Genomic DNA, 17,504 nt, shown 5'->3' with positions numbered 1-17,504 from the left:
TGGGCATTGGGCATTGGGCAATAATCAATAGTTCTTCTTCCCCTTCTCCCTCATCCCCCTCATCTCCCTCATCCCCCTCATCCCCCTCATCCCCCTCGTCCCCCCACTCCTTAACGTGTGGCAAGATTGAAATCAGATCGCATCGCACTTAACTAGGCAAACGAGATGCTGGGAAACACACTTGTAGGAAGATACCAGATTATTAGTAACTTGGGAGGTGGGGGTTTTGGTGAAACTTTTGTGGCAAGTGATACACAATTACCCGGTTCACCTCCATGTGTTGTTAAGAAACTTAAACCCCAAGCAAGTGATCCCGTAACCTTGGAGACAGCTAGGCGTTTATTTGATACGGAAGCACAAGTTCTGTATAAATTAGGAACTCACGATCGCATTCCCCAACTTTTAGCTTACTTTGAGGAGAACGCTGAATTTTATCTCGTACAGGAATTGATTGAAGGGCATGACTTGAGTCTAGAATTAATTCCAGGTAAAACCTGGAGTCAAGAGCAAGTAATTTCATTTTTACAAGAACTTTTGACAATCCTAGAATTTGTCCATCAACAGAATGTAATTCACCGTGATGTCAATCCGCGAAATATCCTCAGACGCCACCCAGATGGCAAATTAATCTTAATTGATTTTGGTGCAGTTAAACAAATTACTACCCAGGTGATTCTTCCCGAAGGCTCAATTAAAGGTACTGTTGCTATAGGTACGCCTGGATATATCCCTGGAGAACAAGCTCATGGTACACCAAAATTAAGCAGTGATATTTACGCTACGGGAATAATAGCTATTCAAGCTCTCACGGGATTATCACCAGAAGAAATAGTAAAAGATCGCGATACTAATGAAATTATCTGGCACAATCAAGCCACAGTAACGCCAGAATTCGCTCAATTCTTAGATAAGATGGTGTGCTACGATTTTCGCCAACGCTATGCTTCGGCAACGGTAGCATTACAAGCGCTGAAAGAGTTAACACAACCACCTGCACAGACAATTGCATTAACTCCTATTTCTCCACCAATAAATATCAACAAATCTCAACCGAAAAAAGGTATTTTTGGTAAAATTTTACTAGCAATATTGTTAATTGGAGTTAGCACAATAGCATCAATATTAGTTTTTAATTACATTAATTCAAATAACGCTATAGAATTATCCAAACAAGGAAATACTCTTTTTGATTTGCAACGTTATCAAGACGCATTAGAAGTATATGAAAAAGCCGTTAATATTAGACCAGATTATGCTCAAGGATGGAATGGTCAAGGTAAAACGCTCTATAAACTAAAAAAGTACAAAGATGCGCTAGCGGCGTATGATAGAGCAATTCAAATTCAGCCAGATTATTTTGAAGCTTGGAGTGGACGAGGTTTTGTATTGGGAAATCTACAGCGATATCAAGAAGCGATCGCCTCTTTTGACAAAGCCTTACAATTCAATAATAAAAGCTCGGAAATCTGGAATGCTAAGGGTGAAGCTTTTAGTAATTTAAATCAATATGACCAAGCAATTCAATCTTATGAAAAAGCGATTGAATTTCAACCATATAATTACGAGGCTTGGTATAAAAAAGGATTAGCTTTACAAAATTCTAACCGATACGAAGAAGCGATCGCAGCATACCAAAAAGTTGTAGATTTAAAACCAGACTACGAGCAAGCCTGGTATAATTGGGGAAATGCCTTAGTTAAATTGCAACGCTATAGAGACGCATTTACAGCTTATGATAAAGCTGTGCAATACCAGCCAAATTATTATCAAGCCTGGTTATCAAGAGGTAATGTACTACTCAATTTACAACGTTATCCAGAAGCAATTGAATCTTTTAATCAAGTAATCAAATATAATCCCAGTAATTATCAAGCATGGTATAATCTGGGTTGGTCGCTGCATCAAGCCCAACGCTATGAAGAAGCAATAAAAGCTTATAAAAAAGCAGCAACACTTAAGCAAAAAGATTATCAAGTCTGGTATAATTTGGGGAATTCGCAATACATTTTGCAAAAATACGAAGATGCGATCGCGTCTTATAATAAGGCAGTTCGTTATAAACCAGACCATTCTGAAAGCTGGTATAGCAGAGGCAATGCGCTCTTAAATTTGAAGCAGTTTAAAGATGCGATCGCGTCTTACGATCAAGCAATAAAATACAAGCCTAATTACCAACAAGCAATAGAGGGGCGCAATCAAGCCCAAATTCAATTACAAGGCGAAATATCAAAGCCTAAACCTGTAATTGTGCCAGTTCTCCCATTTCCTAATGCTACTAATTCACCGCAAACGACACCCTAGTACAGCACGGCGTAAATAAAGCTACGATTTCATTACAGCCAAAAAGCCCAAAATTAGAGCTTTTTGACTTTTGACTTCCGCCTTGCGGTATTATAGCAGTCCTAATCGTGAACAATAAGATCCCCGACTGCTCAAAGAAGTCGGGGATCTGAGTCTCTCAATTTTCGCAACTCATTTAGGATTCCTATAGTACATTAACAATTCGGAATTCAGAATTGTTAACAACACTTCTTATAGCCAATAATTGGAATATTAGTTGATTTTAAAGAATATCAAATAAAAACTTATAATACACGCCATTACTATAAATTTATTAATTATTTTATCAAAAGCTGTGAGCATCGGTAGTTTCTTGGGCAATCTAAAGATAACCTAGAATTTCTCCTTGCCGAACTATGCCATTAAGGAGCTAACCCTTGATCCGAGCAAACTCCAGCCTATCAGCATCTAACAGAGAAAGTCATCCCTCACGAAATTTACTAATTCGATTTATTCTTGGCGGCACTACCCTTATAGTCAGTATTTCTGCTTATTTTAGCTATCAAGCCGCTAGAAATATGATGCTCAAAGATTTGAGACATAGCGCTTTTTTAGAGGTACAAAGAGGGGGTGCTGAAATTGAGGAGTGGTTACACGTTCGCCAAGTGGAGGTACAAACCCTAGCTAATACTTCAACTGTACGTTCCTTAAACTGGTCTGTGGCAGAACCTTATTTAAAGGCAGAAGTCAAGCGTATTCATGAATTTTTCTTTTTCCAAATAGCTACCCCAGATGGTTCATATTCCAATACAAAAGTTGGTCGAGCAAATAAAAATATTCGGGATCGAGACTACTTTCAAAAAGCAATTGCGGGAAAGAGCAACATTTCCGATCCCTTCATTAGCCGTTCTACAGGAATTTCTTTAATTGCAATATCTACCCCGATTTGGTCAAATTCTGCTATCAGTAGTTCACCGATAGGGACTTTCCACGGCAATGTGAAAGTCGATCATATTGCAGATGTTGTCAACTCCCTGTACTACGGTGCAAATAGTTATGCTTTTGCTCTCAATTCTCAAGGACAAGCGATCGTACATCCTAATTCGGCGTTAATGTCAACCGTAGAAAAGCCTGCACCCAGCCTGCTGAAAATTGGCGATCGCAATTTAAATGCGATCGCGCAGCAGATGGTAAACAAACAACAGGGAATTGAGTTAATGGAAATTGACGGCACTAAAAAGTATGTAGCTTATCTGCCGTTGCAAGCCGCTAATTGGTCTGTAGCTTTGGTGATTCCCCGCGAAAATATCGAATCTCGATTGCAATTCCTCGATTTAATCGCCTTAATTGTTGGTGGATTGACAGTCACCATGATCACCGTCTTGTGGCAAGTGCAAGCATTTGAACAAGCTGAACTGAAAAAATCTAAAGCTGCGGCTGATACAGCCAACCATGCTAAAAGTGAATTTTTAGCCAACATGAGCCATGAACTGCGAACGCCTTTGAATGGCATTCTCGGTTGTGCCCAAATTTTACTGCGTTCCCCAGCTTTACCGAATCAAGAACAATATCATGTCAATATTATTGAACAATGCGGCTCTCATTTGCTAACTTTAATTAATGATATTTTGGATCTCTCCAAAATTGAAGCAAAAAAGCTAGAACTGCATCCAGTTGATGTGCATTTCCCATCTTTTCTCCAAGGAATTGTGGAAATATGCCAGATTCGGGCAAAACAAAAAGGCATTTTGTTTGTTTATAAACCCGCGATCAACTTGCCTACAGGGGTTCATGTTGATGTCAAAAGATTACGTCAGGTGCTATTAAATCTGTTGGGAAATGCCATAAAATTTACAGATGAAGGTCAGGTTACTTTCAATATTGAAGTAATCGATCAACCTTCCAGCGATCGCCAGAAACATCGCCTTCGATGCACCGTAGAAGATACGGGAATTGGTATAACTCCCGCAGAATTGAGCAAAATTTTCTTGCCATTTGAACAAGTAGGTGATAAAAAGCGCCAAGCTGAAGGTACAGGGCTGGGTTTAGCTATTACTCGACAGTTAGTACAGATGATGGGTAGCGATATCCATGTTGAGAGTCAGATCGGTCAGGGGAGTAGCTTCTGGTTTGAATTGGAGATTTCCGAAGCAACAGACTGGGTACAATCTGCGATGTCTACGACGGGCTACGCCTACGGATCATCAGAGAAACAAATCATTGGCTTTGAGGGTAACTCTTACACCATCCTGATGATTGACGATCGCTGGGAGAATCGCACAGTGATTACAAACTTACTGCAACCACTGGGTTTTAATGTAGTTGAAGCCAGCAATGGTAAAGAAGGTTTAGAAATAGCGATCGCCCTCAAGCCAGACTTAATCATCACAGATTTGCTGATGCCAGAAATGGATGGGTTTGAATTAATTGAACACCTGCGTCACACTCCAGAAATTAAGGATGTATTGATTATTGTTTCTTCCGCCAGTGTCTTTGAAGCCGACAAACATCGCAGTCTGCAAGCTGGAGGTAACGCCTTCTTAACCAAACCTATACATGTAGATGAATTATTGCATCAACTACAACAATATTTAAATTTGGTATGGATTTACAAGCAATCTCAGCCTGATGGAGAAAAAGCCAAAGAAGCAATAGCAAATAGCCAATCTGCTCAATTAACCCCTCCTTCCCCCCAAGTGTTGCAGGAACTAGTCACCTTAGCTAGTAAAGGTAACTTCAATGCTATTCTCAAGTGGGCCGATCAACTGGAGGAAACAGATATAACCTTCGCGCCATTTGCTAGCGAAATAAAGCAGCTAGCAAGGCAATTTGATGAAGATTTAATCCTCAATTTCTTGACTCAATATGCAATAGAACCAGCATGAAAACTACTATTGAAGGCCAAAAAAATTCTATAAATTGCGCTTTTTCTAAGGGAATTATTTTAGTCGTTGACGATAACCCTGCTAATTTACAAGTTTTATCCAGCTTTCTGGATCAGTCGAGTTTTGAAGTTTGGGCAGCACGGAGCGGTGAGAGAGCCATTCAGCGATTAGAAAATGATGATTTACCTGATTTAATCTTGCTGGATGTAATGATGCCTGGTATAGATGGTTTTGAAACCTGTAAACAGCTAAAAAGCAATCCTCGTGTCCAAGATATTCCGGTCATTTTTATGACAGCCCTCTCAGAAACTGCTGATAAAATCAAAGGTTTGCAATTGGGAGCCGTAGACTACATTACCAAACCTTTTCAGCATGAAGAAGTCTTAGTACGGATTGAAAATCATCTAAAGCTGAGAAATTTGACCAAAACCTTAAGCGCTAAAAACACCGAATTAGAACAGACTCAAACTCAACTGATTCAAGCAGAAAAGGTAGCAGCTTTAGGACAAATCACAGCAGGAATTGCTCATGAAGTTAATAATCCCATCAATTTTATAGCTGGCAACTTAAATTTTGTTGAACAGTATGTACAGGAGGTAGTTAGTTTACTGTATCTCTATCAAAAATATCTGCCCGATCCCCCAGAAGAAATTAAAACCGCGATTAAAAAAAGCGATCTAAATTTTTTGTTAGATGATTTATCTAAAATTATTCAATCCATGCAACTTGGTACAGATCGCGTTACAGAAATTGTGTCATATTTAAACAACTTTTCACGACACAGAGAAAAGGGTAAAAAACTAACCAACTTGCATGAAGGGTTAGATAGTACATTACTCATTCTGGGGCACCGCTTTAAATATAATGCTCATCAACCAAGTATCAAATTAGTCAAAGAATATGGAAGCTTGCCACTTGTTGAGTGTTTTCCTGGGGAAATTAATCAGGTTTTTATGAATTTAATTTGTAATGCGATCGATGCAATTGAAGAAAAGTATAAAAATAAAGATATTGAGACAGTTTATCAAAATCCTGGAGTTATTAAAATTAAAACTGAGGCAATTGGAGAGCAAGTTATTTTAAGAGTTGCCGACAATGGTTCAGGTATCAGTAAAGCAGATGCAACAAAAATATATGATGCTTTTTACACAACAAAACCTGTTGGTAAAGGAACAGGGCTTGGTCTATCTATTGCTTATCAAATTGTCGTAAATAATCATCACGGCAAGCTCAAATACGATTCCAAATCAGGTGAAGGCATAGAGTTTATCATTGAACTACCCATTCGATAAATGAGAATTTACAAACCCAATAAAATCAACACGTAGGGGTGCAATATATTGTGCCCCTACTCGCATTTTCAAATTGTTATATGTCAATACCAATACTGTTCGGGTAAAGCATTTTTAACTCGGAATTGGATTTGGGGAAAAGGTTACTGGGTTTGGGTTAAAGGTTTTTTCTTTCCCCTTCCCCAAAACCCGACAAGTATTGATGTCAATACAGTTCAGTTCAGCCCAAAATCTTTTGTAGAGACGAAGAAAAGCAACGTCTCTACATACCAAAAATCCTTAACTCAAGTGTATTGTATTATATGTAGCTAATGTATGAATCAAAAAAATGCTGTAACTAGCGAATATTAACCTCTTGCAACTAATTTCCTCCTTGAACATATTGAATATTAGTGGCTGCGTTTTTAGAAAAAAATGAATTTTTTCTTTTTACAGAAGCGACATTTTGATAATCAGTCAGCAGGCGTTGTTTTTGAGTATACTCATTCAACTTGACTTGAGCTTGAGCATAAACTAGAGTATCGTTGGGAATATTTCGGAGAAATTTTATAGCTCGATTAAAATCTCCAACAAGTGCTTGTTTATAGGCTTTCTGTAAAAAGTAAGCTGCTCTAATCTGGCGCTTTCGATTGTATTCAGCTAATTTGTCTTGAACTAAAGCACCCGCACGACTTTCTTTAGGAATTTGCCGCAGATATTGTAAAGCAGCAGAAAAATCTTTTGTATCGGCACTATCGTAAGCTTTTGCTAATAAATCTTGCGTCTGTGCTTCAATGTTGACGTATGCTTGCTGAACTAATTTATCTGTTTTAGATTTCCAATATGAAATATTTGGAATATTAGCAACAGCATGAATAACATCTGACCATCTGCTATCATAGAAAGCTGTTTGAGCTATTTGGTATTGCTGTGCAGCTACTTGCCATTGCTCTTGCCATTCTTCAATTGTGGCTTGCGCTTCTGGATAAACATTGCTGTGGGAGGGAATTGATTTAGCAAGTGCAATCGCTTCTTCTAAATCTCCTGCTTGATATTCTTGTGTGGCTTTAGATAAAGTTTCTGTTTCTGAGTATGCAGGCGCAGCATTAATTAAAGAATATACACCAAATCCCATCACTAAAGAATTAGCCGCCAGTCCTACTTTCATTCCTGTTAATAACGGAGATGAATTTCCAGATGTAGGATTATGATTTTCAACCGCCGCTTCTAATATTTCTGCTGGCTGTTCCCATATTATTTGTTTGAGTACTCGCAGCACCTCACTCGCAGACTGAAATCGGTCTTGGTAATTGTAGCGGATCATTTGGCTGAGAACAGCAGCTAGATAATCGTTAACTGGCGTGTTTTCAGAACGCCAAACAATTTCATTAGTATAAGGATCAGCTTTTAATTTTAGTGGTTCTAACCCAGTTAAAGCCTGGATGGCAATCATACCCAAAGCATAAATATCACTGTTGGGCTGTGTTTGACCAATAAATTGCTCTGGCGGTATATATCCCAATGAAGTGACAGGAATTCTATGAATGGGCAATTCCGCACCTATGCCAAAATCGATAGACTGGATTGAGCCAAAGTCAATCAGAACTAATTTACCATCGCTATTACGTCTGATCAAGTTTTCTGGTTTGATATCGCAATGGATAACGCCCTGAGAATGAACAAATTCCAGAATACCTAAGACATCTATCAGGAATTCTACAACTTCCCTTTCACTCCACAGACACCCCCATTGTTGATCGATGGGTAATTCCGCAGTCAGCGCATGTCCTTCAATCTGCTCTTGGACTAAATAAAATCGCTCGTTTTCTTCAAAGCAGGCGATAAATTCAGGAATTTGGTGATGGCTTCCCAAAAGCTTCAGGGTTTGGGTTTCAGTCAGAAACAGTAACCTCAGCATCTCCAAGTCCAAGTAGCCGGATTCGGAACTACTAACTTTAATCTGCTTAACAACGCATTTGGGATTCTCTGGATAATCTACGTCTACAGCTATGTATGTTTGTCCAAATACCCCTGCACCCAGGTTTTGGATAATTTTGTAACGCCCTTGTAGTAATTTACCGATTATGTGGTAGGTCATGATCTGGTTACTCAGTAAGTTCTTTTATTTAGTTTTCCTGGCATTTCCTACTGTTTCCGGAATGCTTGAAAAATACATATTTCAAACCTGAATTACTGAAATTCAAATAAGTATTATTACTTAAATATTTAAAAAAAATTAGCAACAATATTTCTAATTTCTTTAACAATATAAATGACACAAAAGATAGCCAAAACCATTATTTTTATTTAGTGTTAATTCATAAATTGACACTAAATCATAAAGATTATGTAAAGCTTGTATAAATTTTATGTATTTATCATTGCAAAATCACAACTTTTTTAATTACTATATGGACGTAACTACTGTTACATCTAATACAAGGGTAATAATGTCATAGAATGCTATCCCAGTACTTAATTTTTCATTACTAGTAATCTGTAAACGAAAAATTGAGGAGTATGGGTTGTTGATAGTTGGCGCTTTAGCGCTAAAACATCAACTACCAACTGATCAAATCAAACTTGATAGCGTACTGTAGCAACGACATTTTTTACCAAGCAGTGATTGTATAAAGAATAGATTTGTGAGTTTCAGCTAAACAGGTTCTGACTCAAAGAGATATCCATGAAAACGTTTTATAAATTAGCAATTGCGTCTGCTATTGTTGGGTTCGGATTAGGAACGCTTAATACAGCCCAAGCAGCAAGTTTTACTCAGACTGCATCAGATCAAGGTTGGTGGGCTGCTGAAGGTGGGTTGAATGGGCCTAATTCTAACGATAATACCAACTACGTAACTGGAAATATACGTGGAACAGATTTACGTAACTTTTTTAAATTCGATCTTGGTGATGTAGTAGGAGTCACTTCAGCAACCTTGCAAATTCAACGATTTGTGGGTTCAGGAAATCCAACAGAGACTCTAGGTTTTTTTGATGTTTCAACACCTGCTGATGTGTTGAGTCAAAAAAATAATAGCCCCAATAACACTATTTATAATGATTTGGGCAGTGGTAAAAACTATGGAACTTTTGACGTCACTACTTCTGGCGATCCAAACGAAATCCTGAGTTTTGCTCTCAACTCTAACGCCATTGCAGATATTAACGCTAGAAGCGGAAATTTTTTCTCAATTGGAGGTGCGCTTTTAGGGGATCTTAGTGAGGAATATCTTTTTTCTGAGAGTGGCGATCAAGGGTTTGCTAAACTTGTGGTCGATACCGCCGATTCAACCCATGTTCCAGAACCTAGCGCCCTTGGTGGGATAGTGGTTGTTGGTGTTGGAGGCTGGTGGCTAAAGCGCAAGCGAGAAGTGTCTCTAAAAAACAAAAGTTAAATAACAATGAATGTTGGTAGAGACGTTACATTGCAACGTCTCTACAACAAGTTTCATACATCTAATCAGCAACTGAAGAATCCATTGTTTTCCTGGGTTCCTAATAATAGTAAGCACATTTATTATTGAATTTTAAATTGTTTAACTATTGACTTCTTCATCGTGTTCAACTACTTCAGATTTATCTTGTAATGGCTTCACTACCCGCGCGATCGCTTCTTGAATAAAAGCCTTAATAAACTCATCTCTGCGATTAATTTGAAACTGTCGCTGCACAACTTCTGTCATTCCACCATCACCCCAATCTTGGTCATGACGAAAATATTCAATAAAACTTTTACCAGCAATTCGCGTTAAATAAGCTGCTGTCACGCCTTGAATTGCTCTACCAATAAGAAAAGTAGCAACGTTGAGTTGCAAAGCTGTAGATAATAATTCAATCGCTCCCTTAACAATGCCTAAACTGGCTATAGTTTTCGCTAAAGAAAGGGCTAACTCTCGTCCCCGTTCCATATTCAATTCACAGCCGTAAACTCTGCCAATTTCTACGACCATTTGAGCATTAACAGCAGCTGTGGCTAACAAATCTACCACTGGTATCGGCGTAACTGATACCACACCAGCACCAATCCACTGAAAGCGTTCTACAATTTTGTCAGCTTGACGGCGACGCTGGCCATCGATGAGTTTTCGGGCTTCGTCTCCCAATCGCAGAGATTGTAAAAGAATATTATCCGCCACCAAATCTTCACCTTCGGCGCGTAAAACAGCAGCCGTGCGCCGCAGCAAAGGAACAATATCGGGTTCCGGTTGGAAGGTTTCGCCAGTTTCTAATTGTGCAGGTTGGGGATTAGCAGCGATCGCTACCACATCATTAGTAGCAATAAATCCCCGTACCCGTTGACGCAACCTTGCAAGGATTGATTCTTTATCTTCATCTGTATATAAATCAGTTTTGTTGAGAACTAAGAGCGATCGCTTGCCAATTTCTGCTAATCCCCGCAATGGTTCATATTCTGAGCGCCGTAAGTCATTATCTACCACAAACAAGAGTAAATCGGCTTCTGTAGCCAGTTCTCGCGCCATTTGTTCGCGTTCCGTTCCCGCCACCCCTGCTTCTAAAATTCCTGGCGTATCCGTAATTAAAATCTTGCGTTCTAATCCCTTCAACCGTAGACAATAGGTTTCTCCAACCTGAGTTGTACCCATCGGTGCATCTACTTGACCGACCATGCGTCCCATAATCGCATTAACTAGGGAAGTTTTGCCAGCGCTCCCCGTACCAAATACCACTACTTGAATTTCACCCCGTGCTAAGTTGGCTTCAATCTCGCGCGATTTACTTAATAAAGCTTGGCGTGCTACTTCATCTTGAATTTGCCCTACCTGTTGGCGCACAGCCTGGAGAGTTGTAGAAGCAGCATCAGATTTGCCAGCAGGAATTTGCGCCGCAGTTACTCGCTTCGGGTTGCGACGCGATCGCTTTTCTCCAGATTGAATCACCAATACATAATAGACAAAAGCGGCAACCAACGCCCCAATGAGGACAATCAGCAGCAACAGCAGCAAATTGCCTAGCAACGGCGAATAGGACAATTGCCAATAGAGGCGCGATAGGGAATCAATTAGCCATAGGGCTAGCCCCAAAATGACGATCAGACCAACAATCAGCGTTACTATGCGTGACAGAGGCATGGCTGGGAAAAATTAGTGGATATTCAGTAGGCAGATGCTTCTGATTTTAATAGTTTCAGTGTTTTTTACCAGAGTAGTCAGAAGCAGCTTTTGATTCAACCAAGAACGCTCATCTGCTTGACTAACAAAATACCTTAATCGATTTATCATCCTTAAGCTAGTAGCTTTTAAAATTTTATTCGTTCACTATGAAGCTCGCGTGTTCTAATTTATTAGTGGAATTACGCCAGTTTTGGCAAGCTTTTTCAGAACAAAGAGAGAAAACTTATGGGACTTTTCGATCAAATTCTTGGTGCCGTTGCTAATCCCAATCAACAGGGCAGCTTAGGTCAATTAGGAAGTATTGTTAACAGTGTACAGCAAATGAGCGATCGCACTGGCACAAACCCGTCTACCATCCAATCAGTTTTGTCAATTGTCGGTAGTCAAGTGCGTTCTGCTTTACAACAAAAGCAAGCCACAGATGGTAATGAAGCCGCACAAAGTCTAGTTAATCAATATGCTGGGACTTCACCTAACCCCCAAGCCGTCAATTCGCTGTTTTCTCCTCAGATACAACAACAGGTAGCTCAGGTAGCTGCCGGGCGCACTGGATTGGATGCTGGTATAATTCAACAATTGCTGCCTTTAGCAGTACCTTTAGTACTGAATTTTTTGCAATCAGGTGCAAATGCTCAAAATCCCCAAGGTGGCGGTAACTCTGTATTGAATTCCTTCTTAGATGCTGACGGCGATGGTGATGTCGATATCGCTGATGCCATCCAAATGGCTAGTCGGTATATGAAACGGTAACACTTCTTAACCCCCACTCCCTTAGACATCGGCAGTTACCCTTGCTAGATTTTTAGCTAAAGCATAGGCTGAGAAGATAGAAAATTAGTAAATATATATCAGACAGTCTATGGCTAAAGTTTTTGACTGTATTACTGAGGAACAGCAAGGCTTTATTGCAGCCCAACACCTTTTCTTTGTTGGCTCTGCACCCTTGAGTCCTACGGGTCATGTTAACCTCTCTCCTAAAGGTTTAGGCTGCTTTCGTGTCATCTCTCCCAACCGTGTAGGTTACGTAGACCTTACAGGCAGTGGTAACGAAACATCAGCGCATTTGGAAGAAAATGGGCGAATAACCTTCATGTTTTGCGCCTTTGAAGAACCCGCGTGTATCCTGCGTCTTTACGGCCAAGGAAAGACGATTTTACCGAGTTCTCCAGATTGGGACTCCTTGTACTCTTTATTTGTGCCGATGCCTGGAACTCGTCAAATTATCGTCGCTGATATCGAAAAAGTACAGACTTCTTGTGGTTTTGGCGTACCACTTTATGAATATCAAGGTGAGCGCGAGACTTTAGTAAACTGGGCTAGTAAAAAAGGCGAAGAGGGAGTTCGAGAATATCAACAGCAAAAAAATCTTGTCAGCATTGACGGTTTAGCCACACCACTGAGTAAATTATCTTAGATTTTACAAAAGCGGACTTTGGGGCATTAGTTATGGATTATTCTATTCGTCCACTCACACAGCAAGATGAGCCTTTTCTTTGGCAAATGCTTTACGAAGCAGCCCATCTGCAAGAACAAGGTAATTTGACAGTGCAGGATGCAATGAATAATCCTGATTTGGCAAAATATGTTAAAGATTGGGGACGTAAAGATGATAGCGGCTTTGTCGCTATTCTGGAAAGTAGTAATCAACCGATAGGAGCGGCATGGCTGCGTCTATTGACAAGTGAAAATCAAGGATATGGCTATGTTGATGACGAAATTCCTGAACTAGCTATTGCCATTCTTCCTCAACATAGAAATAAAGGCATAGGAACGCAGTTACTCACACATTTGTTAGCAGCAGCTAAAACATCTTATTCATCAATATCACTTAGTACCAGAGCGACAAATCGAGCCGTGGGTTTGTATAAACGATTTGGCTGGGAAGTTGTTGCTGACAGTGAGACAATCAATCGAGTTGGTAGCATCTCTTTTAAGATGAAAATTGATTTTTAAGCTTAAAGTTTGTCGCTTGTAGAGGCGCGTTATGGCGCTAAACCTAACGCACCGTTTAACTCAGAACTACCAGTCTCCAAGAATGCCTCAGAATGAATTCTGAGGCTTATAGCTAAAGTCTATCTATTGAAGACTAAGGGACTTCCAAGAAATAAATTATCTAAAATAAACGAACCACAGAGACGCAGAGAACACAGAGAGAGGAGGAATAGAGAGAGCTTTCGCGTCAGTTTTGGAACATTTTTTATTTGGAAGTCTCTAAGTAAGGGTTGTAGGCTATAAGAAAAGAAAATTTATTCTTAGGTGGGATAGGCAGGTGCAAGATATAACTTAAAATGCTTTAGGATCGGTATCACCACCAATTATTACTTGAAACAAGTTTCCTAGTATAGAGAAAAACGCCGAAACGAACACTATCATCATTAAACTAGCAAGGGCAGCAAAGGGAGAGATGATGAATAAGAGTAAGAGTGCAAGCATCAAAATCGTTAGTAATGTCTTATTCATCTTTTTCACCTTTAATAGTTGCTACTCTCAAGCTAACCAGCTAAGTAGTGATATTGACCACAATCAATAGAAGGAATTAGTCTTAGTTCTCTGGTAAGATTTTGCAATACAATTGAGCGCCAAAGTCTAATTTATAAATCAATAATCTGTCACTTCCGCTCTGTTAGACTTAACCTGTCCACGCTTAGTTTTGTAGTCAAGGCGTTTTCTTTGAGAACTGCGACTTGGTTTCGTGGATTTGCGTTTTATCGTCACTACAACTGCGCTTTGAATAAGTTCTTGAAGTCGTTTCAAAGCTGACTCTCGATTGTTCTCTTGGCTTCGGTGTTCCTGCGCTTTTATTACAATAACTCCGTCTTGGGTGATCCGTCGATCGTTCAGCTTTAAAAGCTGTTCTTTATAATAATTGGGTAATGATGAAGCAGCAATATCAAAGCGCAAGTGAATCGCTGTGGAAACCTTATTTACATTTTGACCTCCCGCTCCTTGCGAACGAATTGCATTAATTTGAATCTCACTCTGTGGGATAATCACTTTGTTGGAAATTTGCAGCATTACTCACAAGATAAAAGAGGAACTTTTCAATTTAGGATAAAAATCATTTACTCGGTTTGTTCGGTATAATCTATTACTACGTCTTGGTCTTCTAGCGATCGCTCGCGCTATTGTTAACTATCCCATATTACCAAGAGGTCTATTAGTAGTCGTGTATTTCTTTAAACTTACTAATAGCTTTTTGAGTAAATTTTAAAAAATTCTCTAGAATAGGCGTTAAATTGTTTTGCTGCCAGATCACAGCAGTTTCTATTACAGGTACTTCTTCAAGAATAGGACGATAAACTACACCAGACCTTTGAAGATTCTGTAGAGAAGATGGTGTAATCGCCACGCCCATTCCAGCCGAGACTAGTCCAATAATTGTTTGCATTTGAATTGCCTCCTGAGTAATGTTAGGTTTGAAATTTACCTGCTGAAAAAGACTCATGATGCGATCATAAAGTCCTGGGGCTAGATAGCGGGGAAACATGATCAAAGGTTCACTTAAAAGTGATTGTACACAGATGTGTTCTTTTTCAGCCAATGAATGAGTTGAGGACAAAGCCACAACTAAAGTTTCGCTGTGAATGCATTTATAAGATAATGTGTCATCTTCTAAAGGTGGATGAGCAAAACCCACATGGATTAATGAATCTCTCAGTGCTTGCTCCTGTTTACTTGTAGTTAACTCTAGTAAGACTAGTTCTACTTCCATAAATTGCTCACGAAATTGCCGCAAAATTAAGGGTAATAGGTCGTAAATTACCAAACTAGTAAATCCGATTCGGAGTTGACCTGTTTCACCTCTTCCAGTCCTTTGAGTCCGCTCCACTGCTGTTTCTAGTTGCACCAGTAGTTGATAAGCCTCTTGTAAAAAAACCTTACCAGCTTCTGTTAGTTGTACTTGTCGCTTAGTTTTGCGTTCAAAAAGTTTTACTCCTAGTTCTGCTTCTAGTTGCTGAATTTGTTGGCTCAAAGGCGGTTGAGCTATATGCAGCCTTTCTGCGGCTTTAGTAAAATGTAGTTCCTCAGCTACAGCAATAAAGTAGCGCAGGTGTCGTAGTTCCATATTTTTGATAGTTTATAAGTCTCAATTTACAATAAATATATATTGGACATCTTAAAAAAGTCTACATATCATACTCTTACAAAGATTTGAGCAAGGCCAAAGCAATGGATGAAAAAACAATTTCGTCAGAGAATTTTAGAAGTAAAGTTGTTACACAAGGAGTGCAGCGATCGCCAAATCGGGCTATGCTGCGTGCAGTAGGTTTTCAGGATGAAGACTTTAACAAAGCAATTGTGGGTGTGGCTAATGCCTACAGCACCATCACTCCCTGTAACATGGGGATTAATCAACTAGCACTCATAGCTGAAGCTGGAATAAAACTAGCTGGGGCAATGCCGCAAATGTTCGGCACAATTACTATTAGTGATGGGATTTCGATGGGAACTGAGGGGATGAAATATTCCCTAGTGTCACGAGAAGTAATTGCTGACTCTATTGAAACAGCCTGTAATGGTCAGAGTATGGATGGTGTGATTGCCATCGGTGGCTGTGATAAAAATATGCCAGGGGCAATGATTGCAATGGCACGGATGAATATCCCGGCTATCTTTGTTTACGGTGGAACAATTAAACCTGGACATTACCAGGGTCGCAACTTGACTCTTGTGAGTTCCTTTGAGGCTGTGGGTGAATACAGTGCTGGTAAAATTGACGACACCGAACTGATGGAAGTAGAACGCCGCGCTTGTCCTGGTGCTGGTTCTTGTGGCGGGATGTACACAGCTAATACTATGTCCTCTGCCTTTGAAGCTATGGGTATGAGTTTACCCTATTCTTCCACAATGGCGGCAGAAGATGACGAAAAAGCCGATAGCACCGAAGAATCAGCCAAGGTATTAGTAGAAGCAATTCGTAATCAACTGTTACCTCGACAAATTATCACCCGTAAATCTATAGAAAATGCTATTTCTGTAATTATGGCTGTGGGTGGTTCAACTAACGCCGTGTTACATTTTCTAGCGATCGCTCGTGCGGTTGGTGTAGAACTTAATCTAGATGATTTTGAAACTATCCGTGGTCGTGTTCCTGTTTTATGTGATTTAAAACCCAGTGGTAGATATGTCGCCACAGATTTACATCAAGCTGGTGGTATTCCCCAAGTCATGAAAATGCTATTGGTACATGGATTACTTCACAGTGACTGTATCACCATTACAGGTAAAACCATCGGCGAAATTTTAGCAGATGTCCCCAATGAACCACCCACTAATCAAGATGTGATTCGTCCCTGGAATAACCCGATGTATGCCCAAGGTCACTTAGCCATCCTGAAAGGGAATCTGGCTACAGAGGGAGCAGTCGCCAAAATTAGCGGGGTGAAAAATCCCAGTCTTACTGGTACTGCACGGGTATTTGATTCCGAGGAAGAATGCTTAGATGCCATCCTTGCAGGTAAGATTAAAGCTGGTGATGTAATTATCATCCGCTACGAAGGGCCTAAAGGCGGCCCTGGTATGCGGGAAATGTTGGCTCCCACCTCAGCACTTATTGGTGCAGGTTTAGGTGATGCAGTCGGATTAATTACTGATGGACGCTTTTCAGGCGGGACTTACGGGATGGTAGTCGGACACGTTGCTCCTGAAGCCGCCGTTGGTGGTGCGATCGCTCTGGTCGAAGAAGGTGATAGCATCACTATTGATGCACCTGTTCGCTTGTTACAAATCAACATTTCTGATGCAGAGTTAGCCCGTCGCCGCGCCAAATGGCAACCCCGTCCACCCCGTTATACAAAAGGCATCTTAGCAAAATATGCGAAGTTAGTTTCCTCTAGCAGTATTGGTGCTGTCACAGACTTGGATTTATTTAATGAGTAGGAAGTAAGGTAGAGACGCGATATATCGCGTCTCTCTACAAGAGGAGGCTATAGG

At 40.0% G+C, this 17,504-nt stretch carries 13 protein-coding genes; 8 read left to right on the top strand and 5 right to left on the bottom strand.

Annotated features, from left to right (window positions below; genetic code table 11):
- Nucleotides 1-165: 165 nt before the first annotated feature.
- From CDC33_RS10040 to CDC33_RS10030, 3 genes are all read left to right on the top strand, one after another.
- Entirely contained in the window at nt 166-2,301 is a 2,136-nt protein-coding gene (locus CDC33_RS10040; RefSeq protein ID WP_109008362.1) for a serine/threonine-protein kinase, read from the top strand.
- Nucleotides 2,302-2,717: 416 nt separating this feature from the next.
- Nucleotides 2,718-5,165, top strand: a complete 2,448-nt coding sequence (locus CDC33_RS10035; protein ID WP_439956592.1) for a hybrid sensor histidine kinase/response regulator — start codon at nt 2,718-2,720, stop codon at nt 5,163-5,165.
- The gene (locus tag CDC33_RS10030) at nt 5,162-6,457 is read left to right on the top strand and encodes a hybrid sensor histidine kinase/response regulator (RefSeq protein ID WP_109008361.1); all 1,296 of its coding nucleotides are present in this window, start codon (nt 5,162-5,164) and stop codon (nt 6,455-6,457) included. The genes CDC33_RS10035 and CDC33_RS10030 overlap by 4 nt, the downstream gene beginning before the upstream one ends.
- A gap of 361 nt (nt 6,458-6,818) precedes the next feature.
- Here CDC33_RS10030 and CDC33_RS10025 read toward each other — a convergent pair whose 3' ends face one another.
- Complete coding sequence (locus CDC33_RS10025; RefSeq protein WP_109008360.1) at nt 6,819-8,534, bottom strand: serine/threonine-protein kinase; 1,716 nt, start codon at nt 8,532-8,534, stop codon at nt 6,819-6,821.
- A gap of 588 nt (nt 8,535-9,122) precedes the next feature.
- Here CDC33_RS10025 and CDC33_RS10020 point away from each other — a divergent pair.
- Entirely contained in the window at nt 9,123-9,833 is a 711-nt protein-coding gene (locus CDC33_RS10020; RefSeq protein ID WP_109008359.1) for a PEP-CTERM sorting domain-containing protein, read from the top strand.
- Nucleotides 9,834-9,974: 141 nt separating this feature from the next.
- Here the strand turns inward: CDC33_RS10020 and CDC33_RS10015 are convergent, their stop codons facing one another.
- Complete coding sequence (locus tag CDC33_RS10015) at nt 9,975-11,528, bottom strand: YcjF family protein (RefSeq protein WP_109008358.1); 1,554 nt, start codon at nt 11,526-11,528, stop codon at nt 9,975-9,977.
- 267 nt (nt 11,529-11,795) lie between these two features.
- Here CDC33_RS10015 and CDC33_RS10010 point away from each other — a divergent pair, with 267 nt between their 5' ends.
- The 3 genes from CDC33_RS10010 (at nt 11,796) to CDC33_RS10000 (ending at nt 13,523) form a co-directional block, all read left to right on the top strand.
- Nucleotides 11,796-12,320: a DUF937 domain-containing protein gene (locus CDC33_RS10010; RefSeq protein WP_109008357.1), complete on the top strand. Its 525-nt coding sequence runs from the start codon at nt 11,796-11,798 to the stop codon at nt 12,318-12,320.
- Nucleotides 12,321-12,429: 109 nt separating this feature from the next.
- Complete coding sequence (locus CDC33_RS10005) at nt 12,430-12,984, top strand: pyridoxamine 5'-phosphate oxidase family protein (RefSeq protein ID WP_109008356.1); 555 nt, start codon at nt 12,430-12,432, stop codon at nt 12,982-12,984.
- A 32-nt stretch (nt 12,985-13,016) separates the two neighbouring features.
- Nucleotides 13,017-13,523, top strand: a complete 507-nt coding sequence (locus tag CDC33_RS10000; RefSeq protein WP_109008355.1) for a GNAT family N-acetyltransferase — start codon at nt 13,017-13,019, stop codon at nt 13,521-13,523.
- A 330-nt stretch (nt 13,524-13,853) separates the two neighbouring features.
- On the opposite strand, the gene CDC33_RS38550 is transcribed toward CDC33_RS10000, so the two are convergent.
- The 3 genes from CDC33_RS38550 to CDC33_RS09990 all read right to left on the bottom strand — a co-directional run bounded on the left by CDC33_RS38550 (nt 13,854) and on the right by CDC33_RS09990 (nt 15,636).
- Nucleotides 13,854-14,030, bottom strand: coding sequence for a hypothetical protein (locus tag CDC33_RS38550; protein ID WP_181373956.1), 177 nt, complete (start codon nt 14,028-14,030; stop codon nt 13,854-13,856).
- 138 nt (nt 14,031-14,168) lie between these two features.
- A complete protein-coding gene (gene arfB, locus CDC33_RS09995; RefSeq protein ID WP_109008354.1) occupies nt 14,169-14,585 on the bottom strand; it encodes an alternative ribosome rescue aminoacyl-tRNA hydrolase ArfB in 417 nt (138 codons plus the stop codon).
- Between the two features lie 142 nt (nt 14,586-14,727).
- The gene (locus CDC33_RS09990) at nt 14,728-15,636 is read right to left on the bottom strand and encodes a LysR family transcriptional regulator (RefSeq protein WP_109008353.1); all 909 of its coding nucleotides are present in this window, start codon (nt 15,634-15,636) and stop codon (nt 14,728-14,730) included.
- 104 nt (nt 15,637-15,740) lie between these two features.
- Between CDC33_RS09990 and ilvD the strand changes: the two genes are divergently transcribed.
- A complete protein-coding gene (ilvD, locus tag CDC33_RS09985; protein ID WP_109008352.1) occupies nt 15,741-17,450 on the top strand; it encodes a dihydroxy-acid dehydratase in 1,710 nt (569 codons plus the stop codon).
- The last annotated feature ends 54 nt before the right edge of the window (nt 17,451-17,504 follow it).

Source organism: Nostoc commune NIES-4072 (genome assembly GCF_003113895.1).
In the GTDB taxonomy this organism is placed as follows: Bacteria; Cyanobacteriota; Cyanobacteriia; order Cyanobacteriales; family Nostocaceae; genus Nostoc; species Nostoc commune.
Note: the sequence above shows the minus strand (reverse complement) of the source record. Positions and strands in the feature narration are given on the sequence as shown.

Coding starts and splice junctions, on each gene's coding strand:
- CDC33_RS10040 (WP_109008362.1), top strand. CDS start 166: ATGCTGGGAAACACACTTGTAGGAAGATACCAGATTATTAGTAACTTG.
- CDC33_RS10030 (WP_109008361.1), top strand. CDS start 5,162: ATGAAAACTACTATTGAAGGCCAAAAAAATTCTATAAATTGCGCTTTT.
- CDC33_RS10025 (WP_109008360.1), bottom strand. CDS start 8,534: ATGACCTACCACATAATCGGTAAATTACTACAAGGGCGTTACAAAATT.
- CDC33_RS10020 (WP_109008359.1), top strand. CDS start 9,123: ATGAAAACGTTTTATAAATTAGCAATTGCGTCTGCTATTGTTGGGTTC.
- CDC33_RS10015 (WP_109008358.1), bottom strand. CDS start 11,528: ATGCCTCTGTCACGCATAGTAACGCTGATTGTTGGTCTGATCGTCATT.
- CDC33_RS10010 (WP_109008357.1), top strand. CDS start 11,796: ATGGGACTTTTCGATCAAATTCTTGGTGCCGTTGCTAATCCCAATCAA.
- CDC33_RS10005 (WP_109008356.1), top strand. CDS start 12,430: ATGGCTAAAGTTTTTGACTGTATTACTGAGGAACAGCAAGGCTTTATT.
- CDC33_RS10000 (WP_109008355.1), top strand. CDS start 13,017: ATGGATTATTCTATTCGTCCACTCACACAGCAAGATGAGCCTTTTCTT.
- CDC33_RS38550 (WP_181373956.1), bottom strand. CDS start 14,030: ATGAATAAGACATTACTAACGATTTTGATGCTTGCACTCTTACTCTTA.
- arfB (WP_109008354.1), bottom strand. CDS start 14,585: ATGCTGCAAATTTCCAACAAAGTGATTATCCCACAGAGTGAGATTCAA.
- CDC33_RS09990 (WP_109008353.1), bottom strand. CDS start 15,636: ATGGAACTACGACACCTGCGCTACTTTATTGCTGTAGCTGAGGAACTA.
- ilvD (WP_109008352.1), top strand. CDS start 15,741: ATGGATGAAAAAACAATTTCGTCAGAGAATTTTAGAAGTAAAGTTGTT.